At 67.8% G+C, this 16,121-nt stretch carries 13 protein-coding genes; 6 read left to right on the top strand and 7 right to left on the bottom strand.

The annotated features are described in order from the left end of the window. The first annotated feature begins 91 nt into the window (after positions 1-91). The 5 genes from ACX93N_RS12125 to meaB are packed head-to-tail and all read left to right on the top strand — an operon-like array spanning position 92 to position 8,214. A complete protein-coding gene (locus tag ACX93N_RS12125; RefSeq protein ID WP_459428689.1) occupies positions 92-1,822 on the top strand; it encodes an acyl-CoA carboxylase subunit beta in 1,731 nt (576 codons plus the stop codon). Positions 1,823-1,853: 31 nt separating this feature from the next. Continuing rightward, positions 1,854-4,670, top strand: a complete 2,817-nt coding sequence (locus ACX93N_RS12120; protein ID WP_459428688.1) for an ATP-binding protein — start codon at positions 1,854-1,856, stop codon at positions 4,668-4,670. Positions 4,671-4,679: 9 nt separating this feature from the next. Next, positions 4,680-5,093, top strand: a complete 414-nt coding sequence (mce, locus tag ACX93N_RS12115) for a methylmalonyl-CoA epimerase (protein WP_459428687.1) — start codon at positions 4,680-4,682, stop codon at positions 5,091-5,093. A 1-nt stretch (position 5,094) separates the two neighbouring features. Then, positions 5,095-7,254: a methylmalonyl-CoA mutase gene (gene scpA, locus ACX93N_RS12110; protein WP_459428686.1), complete on the top strand. Its 2,160-nt coding sequence runs from the start codon at positions 5,095-5,097 to the stop codon at positions 7,252-7,254. Further along, the gene (gene meaB / locus ACX93N_RS12105; protein ID WP_459428685.1) at positions 7,255-8,214 is read left to right on the top strand and encodes a methylmalonyl Co-A mutase-associated GTPase MeaB; all 960 of its coding nucleotides are present in this window, start codon (positions 7,255-7,257) and stop codon (positions 8,212-8,214) included. It begins immediately after the preceding gene. 42 nt (positions 8,215-8,256) lie between these two features. On the opposite strand, the gene ACX93N_RS12100 is transcribed toward meaB, so the two are convergent. From ACX93N_RS12100 to ACX93N_RS12070, 7 genes are read right to left on the bottom strand one after another with little or no spacing between them, the layout of a single operon-like run. Next, positions 8,257-9,174 (bottom strand): GNAT family N-acetyltransferase, encoded by a 918-nt coding sequence (locus tag ACX93N_RS12100; protein WP_459428684.1) that lies wholly within the window; start codon positions 9,172-9,174, stop codon positions 8,257-8,259. Continuing rightward, complete coding sequence (locus tag ACX93N_RS12095) at positions 9,164-10,294, bottom strand: cupin domain-containing protein (RefSeq protein WP_459428683.1); 1,131 nt, start codon at positions 10,292-10,294, stop codon at positions 9,164-9,166. The genes ACX93N_RS12100 and ACX93N_RS12095 overlap by 11 nt, the downstream gene beginning before the upstream one ends. 4 nt (positions 10,295-10,298) lie before the next feature. After that, positions 10,299-11,669 carry an adenylosuccinate lyase gene (gene purB / locus ACX93N_RS12090; RefSeq protein ID WP_459428682.1) on the bottom strand — a complete coding sequence of 457 codons (1,371 nt, stop codon included), beginning with the start codon at positions 11,667-11,669 and terminating at the stop codon, positions 10,299-10,301. Positions 11,670-11,697: 28 nt separating this feature from the next. Beyond that, entirely contained in the window at positions 11,698-12,330 is a 633-nt protein-coding gene (hflD, locus tag ACX93N_RS12085) for a high frequency lysogenization protein HflD (protein WP_459428681.1), read from the bottom strand. A 4-nt stretch (positions 12,331-12,334) separates the two neighbouring features. Next, complete coding sequence (mnmA, locus tag ACX93N_RS12080) at positions 12,335-13,429, bottom strand: tRNA 2-thiouridine(34) synthase MnmA (protein WP_459428680.1); 1,095 nt, start codon at positions 13,427-13,429, stop codon at positions 12,335-12,337. A 17-nt stretch (positions 13,430-13,446) separates the two neighbouring features. Beyond that, positions 13,447-13,899: an NUDIX hydrolase gene (locus ACX93N_RS12075; protein WP_459428679.1), complete on the bottom strand. Its 453-nt coding sequence runs from the start codon at positions 13,897-13,899 to the stop codon at positions 13,447-13,449. After that, on the bottom strand, positions 13,896-14,468 hold the full coding sequence (locus tag ACX93N_RS12070) for a pseudouridine synthase (protein WP_459428678.1): 573 nt from the start codon (positions 14,466-14,468) through the stop codon (positions 13,896-13,898). The genes ACX93N_RS12075 and ACX93N_RS12070 overlap by 4 nt, the downstream gene beginning before the upstream one ends. A gap of 156 nt (positions 14,469-14,624) precedes the next feature. Here ACX93N_RS12070 and icd point away from each other — a divergent pair, with 156 nt between their 5' ends. Then, positions 14,625-15,878 (top strand): NADP-dependent isocitrate dehydrogenase, encoded by a 1,254-nt coding sequence (icd, locus tag ACX93N_RS12065; RefSeq protein ID WP_459428677.1) that lies wholly within the window; start codon positions 14,625-14,627, stop codon positions 15,876-15,878. Positions 15,879-16,121: the final 243 nt, after the last annotated feature.

Genomic DNA, 16,121 nt, shown 5'->3' with positions numbered 1-16,121 from the left:
CCCGTGCCGTGCTGCGTGCCGACTGGCAGCGCGGCGCACCCCGCGGGCGCCTGCCGGAAAGAATAACCCCGCAGCCACGGTGGACCACGCCATGAGTCAAGACAAGCAGCCGCTCTACGCCAGCCTCGAGAACCCGTTCGCCCCCCCGGTGGAGCGGACCTTCGAGGTGCCCGGGCAGATCGCTTCGGAACCGGGCCCCTACGAGGATGCCCTGCGGGCAGGAGCCGCCCTGCAGGCCCGCCCCTACGAAGCGGCCGGCGTACGCAACGTGCAGCGCCAGCACCTGAAGAAACGGATGACGGTGTGGGAGCGGATCAAGTTCCTCGCCGACGAGCCGCCGACGGTGTTATACCAGAACTGGGGGCCGAACCTGGATGGCGCCTCCCTGGTCACCGCCCTGGTCCGCGTCGGCGGGCGCGATGTCGCCATCTACGGCCACGACTTCACGGTCCGGGCCGGCTCCATGGATGCCACCAACGGCAAGAAGCTTGCCCGCCTGTTCGAACTCGCCGCCAAGCGCCGCATCCCCCTCGTCGGCCTGAATGATTCTGCCGGTGCCTACATCCCCGCCGGCGTGGGCGGCCTCGACGGCTATGCCGATGCCTTCACCGCGCTGCGCAAGATCAGCGGCGTCGTACCCAGCATCATGTGCATGTTCGGCTTCAATGCCGGTGGCGGCTCCTACCTGCCGCGGCAGGGCAGTTTCCTCATCCAGCCGAATGACACCTTCTTTGGCCTGACCGGACCGGGGGTGGTGAAATCCGTGCTCGGCGAGGACGTGACCCCGGACGAGCTCGGCGGCCCCGGTGTGCACAGCCAGAGCGGCGTGACCGACTTCGTGGTGCCCGACGAGGTGGCCGCCCTGCGCAAGGTGCGTGAGCTGCTCAAGTACCTGCCGGGCTGCAACAGCGAGCTGGCCCCGCACCAGCCCTCCTCGGACCCGGTCAGCCGCAAGACCTGGGACATCGACATCCTGCTCAAGAAGGCCTTCAACTCTTCAACGGGCTTCAACACACCGATCGACATCAGCGTGCTCATCCAGCAGCTCTGCGACCACGGTGACTTTCTCGAGCTGCAGGCGGAGCGCGCCCGAAACACGATAACCGCTCTCGGCCGCATGGGTGGTCATGTTATCGGTTTCGTTGCCAACAACTCCGCGGTGGCCTCCGGACAGATCGATATCGACGCCGCCTACAAGAATGCGCGCTTCATCCGCTTCTGCAACCTCTACAACATTCCCATCATCTTCCTCGAGGACACCACGGGCTTCCTCCCGGGCAAGGACCAGGAGAGCCGCGGCATCGTGCAGGCCGGACGCGCCATGCTCGACGCCATCGTCGACCTGCGCACGCCGCGCTTCCTGGTGCTCGTACGCAACGCCTTCGGCGGCGCCTATGCCTCCTACAATAACTACCCGACCGGTGCCGATTTCGTGGTCGCGCTGCCGACCACGCGCGTGGCCGTCATGGGGCCGGCCGGTGTCGAGTACGTTTACAAGGACGAGCTGCGCAAGATCCGCGGCGCCGTTCCCGAACGCCTGGCCGCGGAAACGCGTGCGCAGGAAGCTGCCGGCCTCAGCCCGGCCGAGGCGGAGGACGCGGCCCGGGGCCTCGTCGATGCCTGGGTCAAGGCGGAGGAGGCCGAGCTCGCGAAGCGTTACGAGCGGGAGCTGATGAACCCCAACGAGGCCCTCAGCCTCGGCTCGATTTCGCAGATCGTCATGCCGTCGGACCTTCGCCACGTGCTGACGGAGCACATGGACTTCTGTCTCCGCCACTACACGCCCGCGCCGCTCGATTCCGTGCAGCGCGAATTCCACTGATCCGGCGTCCCGGTAACGATAAGGAAATCCCGTGTCCAACGAACATTACCTGCATAACCCGCTGATCCACGCCGACCGTCGCCTCGGCCGCCACCGTTCTCCCTGGGTGCGCCAGTTCGACTGCACGCACATCGCGCCGCTGATCATCTGCCGCGGCCCCATCCGCAAGGAGGCCATGGACGTGTTCCGGGAAATGGGCATCACCCATTTCGGCATCCTGCTCTCGGAAAAGGACTCGATCACCTACCAGAACGCGCTCGCCCCCGAACTGCGCGCCATGACCGACCCGGACCGCATCCACCGCGTGCCCGACTACACCGGCGCCAACAAGGAGGAGCGCGGCCAGCGCATCCGCCAGATCATTAACATCGCCCACGACAACGGCTACAACGCGATCTTCGCCGGCTACGGTTTCATGGCCGAAGACGAAACCATGGTGTCGGCCATGGAGGCGGCCGGGCTCAACTTCATCGGCCCCTGCTCGCGCACCGTGCACGACGCGGGTCTGAAGGACGAAGCCAAGCGCACGGCGCTCAAGGCCGGTGTCTCTGTTACGCCGGGCGTCGACAACGCCACCGCGCTCACCCTGCTGAAAAAGCACCCGGACGCGGCGGCCCTCAAGGCGCTCGCGGAGCAGAAGGGCCTGGCCATCGACGAGACGCTGTTCGCCGATGACAGCCTTGCGCTCGAGGACCTGGCGGACCGGGTACTCGCGGCCTCCTACGAGAAGGGCGTCGACCTGTACACGGTCGACGAGCTCTGCGAGACGCTGACGGAAGTGGTCGAGAAGATGGCCGCCGACTACCCGGAGAACCGGGTGCGCCTGAAAGCCATCAGCGGCGGCGGCGGCAAGGGGCAGCGGATCCTCGGCATCGGCGAGGCCTCGCGCACGGCGGAGCTGGCCCGGGAGATTCTCAACGAGGTGAAGACAACGGGGGTGGGCGATAACAAAAATATCCTCGTCGAACTCAACATCGAGACCACCCGGCACCAGGAGATCCAGGTGCTCGGCAACGGCCACTGGTGCATCACCCTCGGCGGCCGTGACTGCTCCCTGCAGATGCACGAGCAGAAGCTCCTTGAGGTCTCCGTGACCGACGAGAGCCTGCGCACGGCGCTCGCCCAGGCCGAGGCGGACGGCAACGCGGAGGAAGCACGGATTCTCAAGCAGGAGATCCGCACCCTCGAGGAGATGGAAGACGAGGCGGCGCGCTTCGGCAAGGCCGTCGGCCTCGACTCGGTGTCCACCTTCGAGTGCATCGTCGACCGCGACAAGCACTTCTTCATGGAGATGAACACCCGCATCCAGGTGGAGCACCGGGTGACGGAACTCTGCTACGCGCTGCGCTTCACCAATCCCGACGATGCGGCCGATTCCTTTGTCGTCGAGTCCCTGGTCGAGGCGATGGTGCTGCTGGCCGCGCACGGCCCCAAGCTGCCCGAGCCAACCCGCGAAGTGCGCCATAACGACAGCGTCGAGGCACGCCTCAACGCGACCAACCAGGCGCTGAAGCCCGCGGCGGGGGGCATCATCGAGTACTGGTCCGACGCCATCGACGGGGAGATCCGGGACGACCAGGGCATCAGCCTGCACAACCCGGACACCGACAGCTTCATGAAGTACACGCTGGCCGGCGCTTATGATTCGAACATCGCGCTTCTGCTCACGGTGGGGGAGACCCGCCTGGAGACCTACCAGCGCATGGCCGAGACCATCCGCCAGGCGCAGATGCGCGGCAAGGACCTGGCCACGAACCTCGAGTTCCACTACGGCCTGGTTAACTGGTTCATCGGAAACAACATCAACGCGCGGCCGACGACGCGCTTCATTGTTCCGTACCTGACGGCGGTCGGTGAACTGAAGGCCCGGGCCAACGACATCGATCTGCACCATGCCTGGAGCGGTCTTCGCCGGCACCGGCTGGCGGCCCACGAGGGTGACGCGGAGAAGGCGCTCGGCGCGGCCCTCGACCGCAAGCAGACCCTGCTGCTGCGCCCCCTGGAGCTTCTCCTGGCCCAGCCGCACATGCTCGCCGGCTGGCTCAGCGTCCACCGCGACAGCTATACCGTGCTCGAGGACGGGCACATCAGCTGGAACGGCAACCCGCTCGTGCTCCTCGACGAGACCTACCACTATCTCGACATGGACTACGACCCCGATGCACCCGCTGCATCGGTGATCTGGGACCATGACCACGAGCTCCTGCAGGCCGGGCTCGCCTTCTACCGGGAACTGCACGCGGTGACCGGCGAAGAAGACTGGCTGGCCCTGCAGTCGCGCCTCGAGGACGAGGGCGCACCGGAGGGCGTCGCGGAGGCGCAGTGGGCCGCCGCCCGCGCTGCCCACCGCGGCTTCCAGGCCGGCATGGAACTGCTCGCGGTGCTGCCCAGCCTTGCGGAGCATGCCGGCTTCTTCGATCTCTCGGTAAACGCCGACCTCAGCATCCACATTCCCGAGCGGCTCCTCGATGCGGACCACCAGGCGGCCATGGCCAAGGTGCTGGTACCTCCGCCCCGCGCCAAGGCGGACGAGATTCTCGCCGAGAGCGGCGGCATGTTCTACAGCCGCGAAACCCCGACGCACGAGCCCTACGTCCGCGTCGGCGATCACTTCGATGCGGGCGACCCGCTGTACATCATCGAGGTGATGAAGATGTTCAACAAGGTCTACGCGCCCTTCGCGGGGACCGTGGACGAGGTGCTGATTGAGGATGACGGCGTGATCATCAGCAAGGGCCAGCCGCTTTACAAGATCACGCCCGACGAGAAGATCGTCATCGAATCCCCCGAGGAGGTTGCCGCCCGCCGCCGCGCCGCCACGGACGAATTCCTGGCCCAGCTTGTCTGAGGAGACACCATGATCACAGCCCTGGACCACATCGCCATCGCCGTTCCCGATCTCGAAGAGGCCGTAAAGCGCTTCATGGAAGATTTCGGGCTTACTTTCGAAGGCACGGAGGATGTCGAGGCCGCGAAGACCTCTACGGCTTTCTTCCCGCTGCCGCCCACCAGTATCGAACTGGTACACCCGCTACGCGGTGAGGGACCCATCGCGAAATACCTGGAGAAACGCGGTGGCGGTATCCATCACCTGTGCTTCCGTTCCGATGACATTCACGCAGACGTGGCGCGGCTTCGCGAGAAGGGCTACCAGTTCCTGGCCGACGAACCGGCCCCGGGGGCGCACGGCTGCCTGACCATCTTTATCCACCCCAGGAGCTGCGACGGTGTCCTCATCGAACTGAACCAGCCGGGCGAGGGGGGTCATTGACATGAGCAGAAAGATCTACGACCGCGAGCAGGCGACGCCGGAAGCCTGGCGCGAGCTCGCCACGAAGCAGATGAAGGGCAGGGACCCGTCAGAGCTTACCTGGCACACGCCCGAGGGCATCGACGTCAAGGCCCTGTACACGGCGGCAGACCTCGAGGGGCTCGAGTACACCGACACCATGCCGGGCATGGCGCCGTACCTGCGCGGCCCGCAGGCCACCATGTACGCCGGGCGGCCCTGGACGATCCGCCAGTACGCGGGCTTCAGTACCGCGGAGGAGTCCAACGCGTTCTACCGCAAGGCGCTTGAGGCAGGCGGCCAGGGTATCTCCGTGGCTTTCGACCTGGCCACGCACCGCGGCTACGACTCGGATCACCCCCGGGTCACCGGGGACGTGGGCAAGGCGGGCGTCGCGGTGGATTCCGTCGAGGACATGAAGATCCTCTTCGACGGTATCCCGCTGGACCAGGTCTCCGTGTCCATGACCATGAACGGCGCCGTACTTCCGGTGCTCGCCGGCTACATCGTCGCCGCGGAGGAGCAGGGCGTCGCCCAGGAGCAGCTGGCCGGGACCATCCAGAACGACATCCTCAAGGAGTTCATGGTCCGCAACACCTACATCTACCCACCCGCCCCGAGCATGAAGATCATCGGCGACATCATCGCCTACTGCTCGCGGCACATGCCGCGCTTCAACACGATCTCGATCTCCGGCTACCACATCCAGGAGGCGGGCGCGGACGCCGCCCTTGAGCTCGCCTACACGCTTGCCGATGGCAAGGAGTACATCCGCACGGCGCTGGCGGCCGGTCTCAACATCGACGAATTCGCGCCACGGCTGTCCTTCTTCTGGGGCATCGGCATGAACTTCTACCTGGAGATCGCCAAGCTGCGCGCGGCGCGGCTGCTCTGGGCGCGGATCGTCTCCGAATTCGACCCGGAGAATCCGAAGAGCTCCATGCTCCGCACCCACAGCCAGACCAGCGGCTGGTCGCTGACGGAGCAGGACCCGTACAACAACGTTGTGCGCACCACCATCGAGGCCATGGCCGCGGTGTTCGGCGGCACCCAGTCGCTGCACACCAATGCCCTCGACGAGGCCATCGCGCTGCCTTCCGAGTTTGCCGCGCGCATCGCCCGCAATACGCAGCTCATCATCCAGGAAGAGACCCATATCACCAACGTGGTCGACCCCTGGGGCGGCAGCTACTTCATGGAGAAGCTCACCCAGGATATGGCCGATCGCGCCTGGGAGCTCATCGAGGAAGTGGAGGAAGCCGGCGGCATGGCCAAGGCCATCGAGAGCGGCATGCCCAAGCTGCGCATCGAGGAGGCCGCCGCCCGCAAGCAGGCGCGCATCGACCGCGGCGACGACGTCATCGTCGGCGTCAACAAGTACCGCTCCGGCCACGACGATGCGGTTGAGGTGCTCGAGATCGAGACCGAGACCGTGCGCAAGGCACAGCTCGCCCGGCTGGAAAAGATCCGTAGCGGGCGCGACGAGCAGGCCGTCGAGGACATCCTCGAGCAACTCTACCAGGCCGCCGTCTCCGGCGAGGGCAACCTCCTGGAGCTGTCCGTCGAGGCCACCCGCCGCCGGGCCACCGTGGGCGAGATCTCCTTCGCCCTCGAGCGCGAGTTCGGGCGCTTCAACGCGCACGCCCAGACGGTCTCCGGCGTCTACGGCTCGGCCTTCAAGGAGGACGGCGACTGGCAGGCCATCGCCGGTGACATCGAGGCCTTCGTGGAGCGCCACGGGCGGCGCCCGCGCATGCTCGTCTGCAAGATGGGCCAGGATGGTCACGACCGCGGTGCCAAGGTCGTGGCCACGGCCTTCGCCGACGTCGGCTTCGACATCGACCTGTCGCCCATGTTCTCCACGCCGGAGGAGGTCGCCCGGCAGGCTGTCGAGAACGACGTGCACGTGGTCGGGGCATCCTCCCTGGCCGCCGGCCACAAGACCCTGGTACCCGCCCTCGTCGAGGAACTGCGCAAGCAGGGCGCCGGGGACATCGTGGTCATCGCCGGTGGCGTCATCCCGCGGGGGGACTACGATGTGCTCCGCGAGGGCGGTGTGAAGTGTATTTTCGGCCCGGGCACGCCCATCCCTGCCGCAGCCCGGGAAGTGCTCACGGCCATCAACGAGGCCGTCGGCGACTGAATGGCCGCCGTTGACGTCGATGCGCTGAAGCACGGCGACCGCCGCGCGCTTGCCAAGGCGATCACCCTGGTGGAAAGCCGGCTGCCCGCGCACCGGGACGCGGCGCAGGCGCTGCTCGAGGATGTGCTGCCGGCCACGGGCCACAGCGTCCGCGTGGGCATCACCGGGGTGCCGGGGGTCGGCAAGTCGACCTTCATCGAGGCCTTCGGCCTGCACCTTATCGAGCAGGGCAAGCGCGTGGCCGTGCTCGCCGTGGACCCGAGTTCACCGCTGGGTGGCGGCTCGATCCTCGGTGACAAGACGCGGATGGAGGAGCTCTCCCGCCGGGATGAGGCTTTTATCCGCCCGTCACCCTCCGAGGGCACGCTCGGCGGCGTCGCCCAGAAGACCCGCGAGACCATGCTCCTCTGCGAGGCCGCCGGCTACGACGTAATCCTGGTGGAGACCGTGGGGGTCGGCCAGTCCGAGTACCAGGTCGCGGCCATGGTCGATTTTTTCATGGTGCTCATGCTGCCCGGCGGCGGCGACGAGCTGCAGGGGATCAAGAAGGGCATCCTCGAACTCGCCGATGCCCTGGTGATCAACAAGGCCGACGGCGCCAGCGAGGAGCTTGCGCGCCAGTCCCGGCAGCATTATCTGAGCGCCATGGGGCTCCTGCGCCACACGAGCTTCTGGACGCCGCGGGTGATGACCTGCTCAGCCCTCAAACGGCTGCAGATCGATACAGTCTGGGGCATGGTGGTCGACTACTATCTCGAGGCAAAGAAGCTCGGCGCCTTCGACGCCCGGCGCGCGCGCCAGTACCGCGACTGGATGCACCAGCTCGTGCGCGAGATGCTCCTTGCCCGGCTGCAGGCGCAGCCGGAACTCAAGGACCTGCTGCCTAAGCTCGAGGCCGACGTCGAGGCGCAGCGGACCACCCCCTATAACGCCGCGCGGCAGATCGTCGACCTCGTCTAGCCACGACGCCCTGCGGCGGGCCAGGCAACAACAATCCTTCCGCTAGAGGTGCAGCGCGCGAAGCTCTGCCGTTTCCCGGCCCTGCCGCCACAGCGTGTCGAAACGATCCAGTTCCCGGGCGGCCCGCGGTCGATCCTCCGGGTAGTAGCTGCCGCCGCTCAGCGGGTCGGCGGGCAGGGCGAGGAGGCCGTCCCGGTCGCGGATCACGCAGCTGTCCCCGGGCCACTGCGGATGCTCCGGCAGTTCGCGCAGGGAAAGCTTGCTCGGCAGCCGTCGCGCCAGCGCGAGCAGAGCGCTGCCGCGCGCCGTCAGCGCCCGGCCATCGGCGACGAGGATCCGCACCTCTGCCTCGCGAGTCTCGCGGCAGAGGGTGGTGAGTGCCTCGGTCACTCCGGACGGCTCGAACAGGAGCGGGTCGAGGGTGGGGCTGAGGATCGCGAGCTGCCGCCGGGCGCTGCGTGCAAGCGACAGGAGCAGGGTGGCGAAAGGCTCCGGCTGGTACACCGGCGCTACGGCGACGGGACAGTCGAGGAAGTCAATGTCCCGTGCCATGGCCACGTGGGGGATGCCTGCCTCCTCGAAGCGATCGCCCTCGGCGCCGAAGCCCTGACCTTCGTAGAAGCCCTCCGCGTGGGCCTGCGCGTGCAGGTAGACCCGGCGCAGCCCCCGCTGCCGGGCTTCATCGACCAGCGCGGCCAGCACCGCCGCCCCGACACCCCGGCCGCGCCAGGCCGGCAGCACGGCCATGCGCCCGATCTTGCCGTCGGCCAGCAGCCGCCCGCAGGCGATGGCCTCGTCGCCGTCACGGGCGATGACGTGCACGGCCTCCCGGTCCCGGCCGTCCCACTCGATCTCCGGTGGTACCTGCTGCTCGCGCACGAAGACCGTTTCCCGCAGCTGCTTCAGTGTCTCCTCGTCCTGCGCCCAACGTGCCCGCGAAAGTGTCGGCTCAGTAGACATCGATGGCCCCCCAGTCCAGGCAGTGCTCGAGCAGGCGCTCGCCCTCGGTGCTTTCGCGCAGCGCCTGAAGCGCCGCACCGGCGATCGGCTCGCCCGCGGCCAGTTGTACCACGCGGTCGCGCAGGCTGCCTGCGACGCGAAGGCGCGCGCCGTTCGTGAACACGAGCAGTCCGTCGCCGTCGGCCTGCCAGGCGATACGCGCGCCTCGCCGTGCGCAGGCGGTGGCACCCGCCGCGCGAAGGCTAGCCCGGGCGGCGTCGATCTCCTCGGCCCCGGGCGGCTCCGCGTGCGGGTTGTCCGTGACCAGCTCGCCGAACCAGTCGTTGCCCTCGAGCTGGTCCAGGGCCGCCTGCAACTGCAGCCGGGCGCGCTCCAGGTCCCGGGGGCGGATCTCGCCGGCCCGGCGTGCCGGCTCCAGGTGCCGGTCCTGGTAGAACAGCTCGTCGTCCAGGGATTCGAGGAGCCGGTCCGCCCAGCGCGACACCAGGTCGTTCAGGCGCGGGGCCCGCAGGCCCAGCGAATAGGTGGTGCAGGGGCCGTCTGCGATGCCCCAGTGAGCGACCCGCGGCGGCAGGTAGAGCACGTCCCCGCACTCGAGTACGTACTCTTCCCGCGCCTCGAACCCGGCGAGAAGGCGTAACGAGGGATGGGGCAGAAGCTCACAGCCCCGCTCGCAGTAGTCGCCAATGCGCCAGCGTCGCCGGCCGCTGCCCTGGAGCAGGAAGACATCGTAGTTGTCGTAGTGGGGGCCGACGCTGCCGCCGTCAGAAGCCCAGGACACCATCACGTCCTCGATGCGCCAGCGGGGGATCGGGGCGAGAATGCCAAGCAGCTCGTCGACCCCCGGCGACCAGCGGTCGACACCCTGCACGAGGAGAGTCCAGGGATAGTCCCGGGCGTAGTCCCCGGGCGCAAAGGGACCGTCGGCCTGCGCCCAGCCGTCGGGCCGCCGCTCGACGATGCGCGCCTCGGCCTCCGGCTCCATGGCCAGCCCGGCCAGGTCATCGCCGTCCAGTGGCGGCTCGAAGCCCGGCAGAGCGCGGCGGAAAAGCCGCGGCCGCTGCTGCCAGTCGCGGGCGAGGAAGGTGTCCCAGTCGATGGCGAGCGGCACGGCGGCCATGGCGTCAGTCCAGGGCGCGGGCCTGGTAGGCCGCGTTCCCCGTGTAGCTGCCGGGGGTGAGGGCACGGAGTTCGGCGCGGGCGGCTTCCGGCAGGTCGAGGCCGTCGATGAAGGCGGCGAGCCGCTCGGCATTGACCGCGTGCCCGCGGGTGAGTTCCTTGAGCTTCTCGTAGGGCTGCTCGATGCCGTGGCGGCGCATCACCGTCTGCACGGCCTCCGCGAGGACTTCCCAGGCGCCGTCGAGGTCTGCGGCGAGGCGCGCCTCGTCCACCTGCAGCTTGCCGAGGCCCTTCTCGAGACTGGCATAGGCAATCAGGCTGTAGCCGGTGGCCACGCCCATGTTGCGCAGTACCGTGGAATCGGTGAGGTCGCGCTGCCAGCGGCTCAGCGGCAGCTTGCCGCCGAGGTGGCTGAACAGCGCGTTGGCCAGCCCCAGGTTACCCTCGGCATTCTCGAAGTCGATGGGGTTCACCTTGTGCGGCATGGTGGAAGAACCGACCTCGCCGGCCACGGTCTTCTGGCGGAAGTAGCCGAGGGAGATGTAGCCCCAGACGTCGCGGCTGAAATCGATGAGAATCGTGTTGATGCGGGCGAGGGTATCGAACAATTCGGCGATGTAATCGTGGGGCTCGATCTGCGTCGTGTAGGGGTTGAAGGTGAGTCCCAGCGACTCGACAAAGCTGCGGGCATTCGCCGCCCAGTCGACATCGGCGTAGGCGGCGAGGTGGGCGTTGTAGTTGCCGACCGCGCCATTGATCTTGCCAAGGTATTCGCAGTGATCGAGCGCCGCGAGCTGCCGCCGCAGGCGGGCGACGACGTTGGCAAACTCCTTGCCGACGGTGGTCGGGCTCGCGGTCTGCCCGTGGGTACGGGAGAGCATCGGCAGCTCCGCGTGCTCCCGGGCGAAGGCGGCGAGGCCTGCCTCGATGCGTCCCAGCGCCGGGCGCAACACGCCCTCGACGCCGTCGCGCAGCATCAGCGCGTGGCACAGGTTGTTGATGTCCTCGGAGGTGCAGGCGAAATGCACGAACTCGCTGATCGCGGCGAGCTCCGCGGAACCGGCGATCTGTTCCTTGAGGAAGTACTCGACGGCCTTCACGTCGTGGTTGGTCGTCGCCTCGATCGCCTTGACCCGGGCGGCGGCTTCGGGCCCGAAGTCGGCCAGCAGCTGCTCCAGCCGCGCGTTGGCGGCCTCGGACAGAGCGGGCACCTCGGCAATGCGCGGGTGAGCGGCGAGCTGCTGCAGCCAGCGCACCTCGACCAGAACCCGGCGCTTGATCAGGCCGTATTCGCTGAAGATAGCGCGGAGGGCGTGGGTCTTGTCGCCGTAACGACCATCGATCGGCGAGACCGCGGTTAAGGCCGAAAGCTCCATGGGTGGCTCCCCGGAAAAAGCCGGGATGTTACACCACCCCAAGTTCCCGGGACAGCGCCTGGCACGTCGCGAGGAGGCGGCGGCGCTCGAACACGAGGCGCCAGCGGCGGCCGCCGAGCTGGTGCCACAGGTGGGCAGAACGGACCCCGGCCAGGAGCAGTGCCCGCACCGTGTCTGCCATGCGGGGATCCTGCAGGTGCTGGGCACTACCGGTGACCTTGATGCGGAAGCGCAGCGTGCTCAGCGTGTCCTGGTAGACCCCCGCCAGGCTATGACAGACGGGGCCGACATGGCTGCTGAAATGTTCTGCCTTGAAGCTCGCATGCTCGAGGCGGGAGCGGACCACCGCCATGCGCTCGGGGTCTGCGGCAAACCGGCGCTCGAGGTAGAGCAGGGAAAAGACATAGCGGACCACCTCCCGGTGTTCCGGGGCCTGGCGGTTGGCGAGGACCGCCGCCAGGGTGTCGAGGCCCAGCTTGACGCCCGGCAGGCCGTCATAGACTGCTGCGGTGTCCGGGGGGTCGAACTGGAACAGGCTGTGGACAGAGGCCGCGAGGAACCGGTCGGGGTAGCTGCCCGTGCGGGCGACCTGGTCGACCAGCCGCGCCGCCTGGGCGACGCCGGCGAGGGCGATGGCCTGCTCCTTCAGCGTCGCGGCCACCGGGTCAGGCCGCGCGCTCGATGATGGCCCCGCCGAGGCAGCGGTCGCCCTGGTAGAGCACCGCCGACTGGCCCGGGGTCACCGCGCGCTGGGGCGCATCGAAGACCACGCGCAGGCCCGGGCCGTCCGCGTGGACCGTGCAGTCCTGGTCGGCCTGGCGATAGCGGATCTTTGCGGCACAGCGCAGCGGCAGCGACGGGGCCTCACCGCTGACCCAGGTGGGGGGGCTGGTCCACAGCGTTTCCTTGTAGAGCGCCGGGTGGTCGTTGCCCTGGGCGACCAGGAGCTCGTTGGCCTCGAGGTCCTTGCCGACCACGTACCAGGGCGCCTCGTCGTGCCCGGCAAGGCCCCCGATCCCGAGGCCCTGGCGCTGGCCGATGGTGTGATACATGAGCCCCTGGTGGCGGCCGAGGTGCTCGCCGTCCAGGCTGACAATGTCGCCGGGCTGCGCGGGCAGGTACTGCCTGAGGAAGTCGCTGAAGCGGCGCTCGCCGATGAAGCAGATGCCCGTGGAATCCTTCTTGTCGTGAGTCACGAACCCCGCGGTGGCGGCCAGGTCCCGCACCTGCGGCTTGGGCAGTTCACCGAGAGGGAAGAGCGTGCGGGCGAGCTCTTCGTGGCCGACGGCATGGAGGAAGTAGCTCTGGTCCTTGTTCGCGTCGAGGCCCTTGAGCAGCGTGGCCCGTCCCGCCTCATCGCTTCCGCGGCGGGCGTAGTGGCCCGTGGCAATACAGTCGGCACCGAGGTGCAGCGCGTAGTCGAGGAAGGCGCGGAACTTGATCTCGCGGTTGCAGAGGATATCCGGGTTCGGCGTCCGGCCGACCCGGTACTCGGCGAGGAAGTGCTCGAAGACGTTGTCCCAGTACTCGGCCGCGAAGTTGGCGCCGTGGAGGGTGATGCCGAGGCGGCTGGCTACCGCCTGGGCGTCGGCGTAGTCCGCCTTCGCCGTGCAGTACTCCGTGCCGTCGTCCTCGTCCCAGTTCTTCATGAACAGCCCCTCGACCCGGTAGCCGGCCTCGAGCAGGAGGAGGGCGCTCACGGACGAATCCACGCCGCCGGACATGCCGACGATGACGGTCTTGGAAGCGTTTGCGGTCACGGGCTATAGCGGGCCGTTCAAGGGTCGAAAAGCAGGTCCAGCGAGTGAATGGCGCCGGCGCGATGGCGCTCGACGGCGGTCAGCACCAGCGGGCTGCGCATTCTAGCAGAACGCTGGAGGATTTCCTCGTAGCTGAACCAGTGCACCGCGTCGATGTCGTCGTCGATCGTGGCGCCAGCCAGCTGCGCCAGCGGCCGGGCCAGGAAGGTCGTGCGCAGGAAATCGGGACTGCCCGACGGCGGGGTGTAGAGCGATACGCCGATGACACCGGTAAGCTCGACCTGCCAGGCGGTCTCCTCGAGCACTTCCCGCAGGGCGGCCTCGGCCAGTCCCTCGCCCCGCTCCAGGTGTCCCGCCGGCTGGTTGAAGACCCGCTGGCCAATCGCCTTGTCCCTCTCCTCGACCAGCAGGTAGCGGCCGCCATCGAAGACCACGGTCGCCACCGTGGCCCGCGGCGCCCAGCGGCTCACCGGCGCCTCCGGACCGGGGCTGCGGGCAGATGCACCCGGCACCGGCGCCACTCGCCGGGCGCCAGGTCGCCGAGGGTCCAGTCGGCGACGGCCATCCGCACCAGGCGCAGCGTCGGCAGGCCGGCCGCGGCCGTCATGCGCCGCACCTGCCGGTTGCGGCCCTCGCGCAGTGAGAGCTCCAGCCAGCAGTCCGGCACCGCCTGACGCTCGCGCACCGGCGGCACTCGCGGCCAGAGGGCCGGCGGAGGGATGCGCCGGACCTTCGCCGGCAGGGTCGGACCGTCCCTGAGCCGGAGCCCGGCGCGCAGCGCGGCGAGCTGGGCATCCGAGGCGTGCCCCTCGACCTGCGCGAGGTAGGTCTTCCAGTGCCGGTGGCGCGGGTTGGCAATGCGCTGCTGCAGAGCACCGTCGTCGGTGAGCAGGAGTAGACCCTCGGAGTCATAGTCGAGGCGGCCGGCCGGGCGGAAGCCGGGGGCGTCGAGATAGTCCGCAAGCGTGCGACGTCCCTCGCCGTCGCTGAACTGGCTGAGCACCCGGAAGGGCTTGTTGAACAGGATGATTTCGGCCACGGCCTTCTCCCGGCTACGGCCGCGGGGGCGGCCTCGGCGCGCCCCCGCGAGGGGGAGTCCCGGGGGTAAATCTGGTACACTGGGCGCCGCTTGAGCGGAGCCTCACAAGGGCGTCATCTCGCTCACCATCCAACCATACTGTATTGGAGACATTCAATGGGCTATCAGCACATCCAGGTGCCCGAGACGGGTGAACGCATCACGGTCAATGACGACCACAGCCTCAGCGTCCCGGACAATCCGATCATCCCCTACATCGAGGGTGACGGTATCGGGGTGGATATCAGCCCGGTCATGATCAAGGTGGTCGACGCAGCGGTCGAGAAGGCCTACGGCGGCAAGAAGAATATCTCCTGGATGGAGATCTACACCGGTGAGAAGGCCGCTGAGCTTTACGAGGGTGACTGGTTCCCCGGCGAGACCCTGGAAGCCATCAAGTCCTATTCCGTGGCGATCAAGGGCCCGCTGACCACGCCCGTGGGCGGCGGCTTCCGTTCCCTGAACGTGGCCCTGCGCCAGGAACTCGACCTGTACACCTGCCTGCGCCCGGTGCGCTGGTTCGAGGGTGTGCCGTCACCGGTGAAGAAGCCGGGAGACTGCAACATGGTGATCTTCCGCGAGAACTCCGAGGACATCTACGCCGGCATTGAGTACCAGGCGGATACGGACGAGGCGAAGAAGGTCATCGACTTCATCATCAACGAGATGGGCGCGACGAAAATCCGCTTCCCGGAGAACTGCGGTATCGGCATCAAGCCCGTCTCCGAGGAGGGCACCAAGCGCCTGGTGCGCAAGGCCATTCATTACGCCATCGACCAGGACCTGCCCTCCGTGACCCTGGTGCACAAGGGCAACATCATGAAGTTCACCGAGGGCGCTTTCCGCGACTGGGGCTACCAGCTGGCGCAGGAAGAGTTCGGTGGCGAGCTTCTCGACGGCGGCCCCTGGGTGGAGATCAAGAACCCGAACAACGGCAAGCAGATCGTCATCAAGGATGTGATCGCCGACGCCATGCTGCAGCAGGTGCTGACGCGGCCGAAGGATTACAGCGTGGTCGCCACCCTGAACCTCAACGGTGACTACCTGTCCGACGCGCTGGCGGCCCAGGTCGGCGGCATCGGCATCGCCCCCGGCGCCAACCTGTCCGACACGGTGGCCCTCTTCGAGGCGACCCACGGCACCGCGCCGAAATACGCGGGCCAGGACAAGGTCAACCCGGGCTCGCTGATCCTGTCCGCCGAGATGATGCTGCGCCACCTCGGCTGGAACGAGGCGGCGGACCTCATCATCAACGGCATGAACGGCGCCATCCAGGCCGGCACGGTGACCTACGACTTCGAGCGCCTCATGGAAGGCGCCACCCTGGTCAGCTGCTCCGGCTTCGGCGACGCGCTCATCGAGCACATGTAAGGGCTTTACCTTTTGTCACAGGCCCGCTTGTGCGGGCCTTTCTTTAGCTCGTTGTAATTGACCGCATAGTTCCGGGGCGGACGCGGGGAGCTTCTCTCAGTCGCTCCCCGATACACGCTTTGTGAGAGAAGCTCCCCGCGCCCGCCCCTTACGCCTCGCGTACTTCAGGCTCGAACGGGCTTCCAGGGCGGTAGGGGCGGGGGCTGGAGAGTGCCCCCACAAAGCGTGTATCGGGGAGCGACT

The sequence above is a fragment of the Pseudohaliea sp. genome, from assembly GCF_054552115.1.
This window is presented reverse-complemented; position numbering and strand designations above follow the sequence as displayed.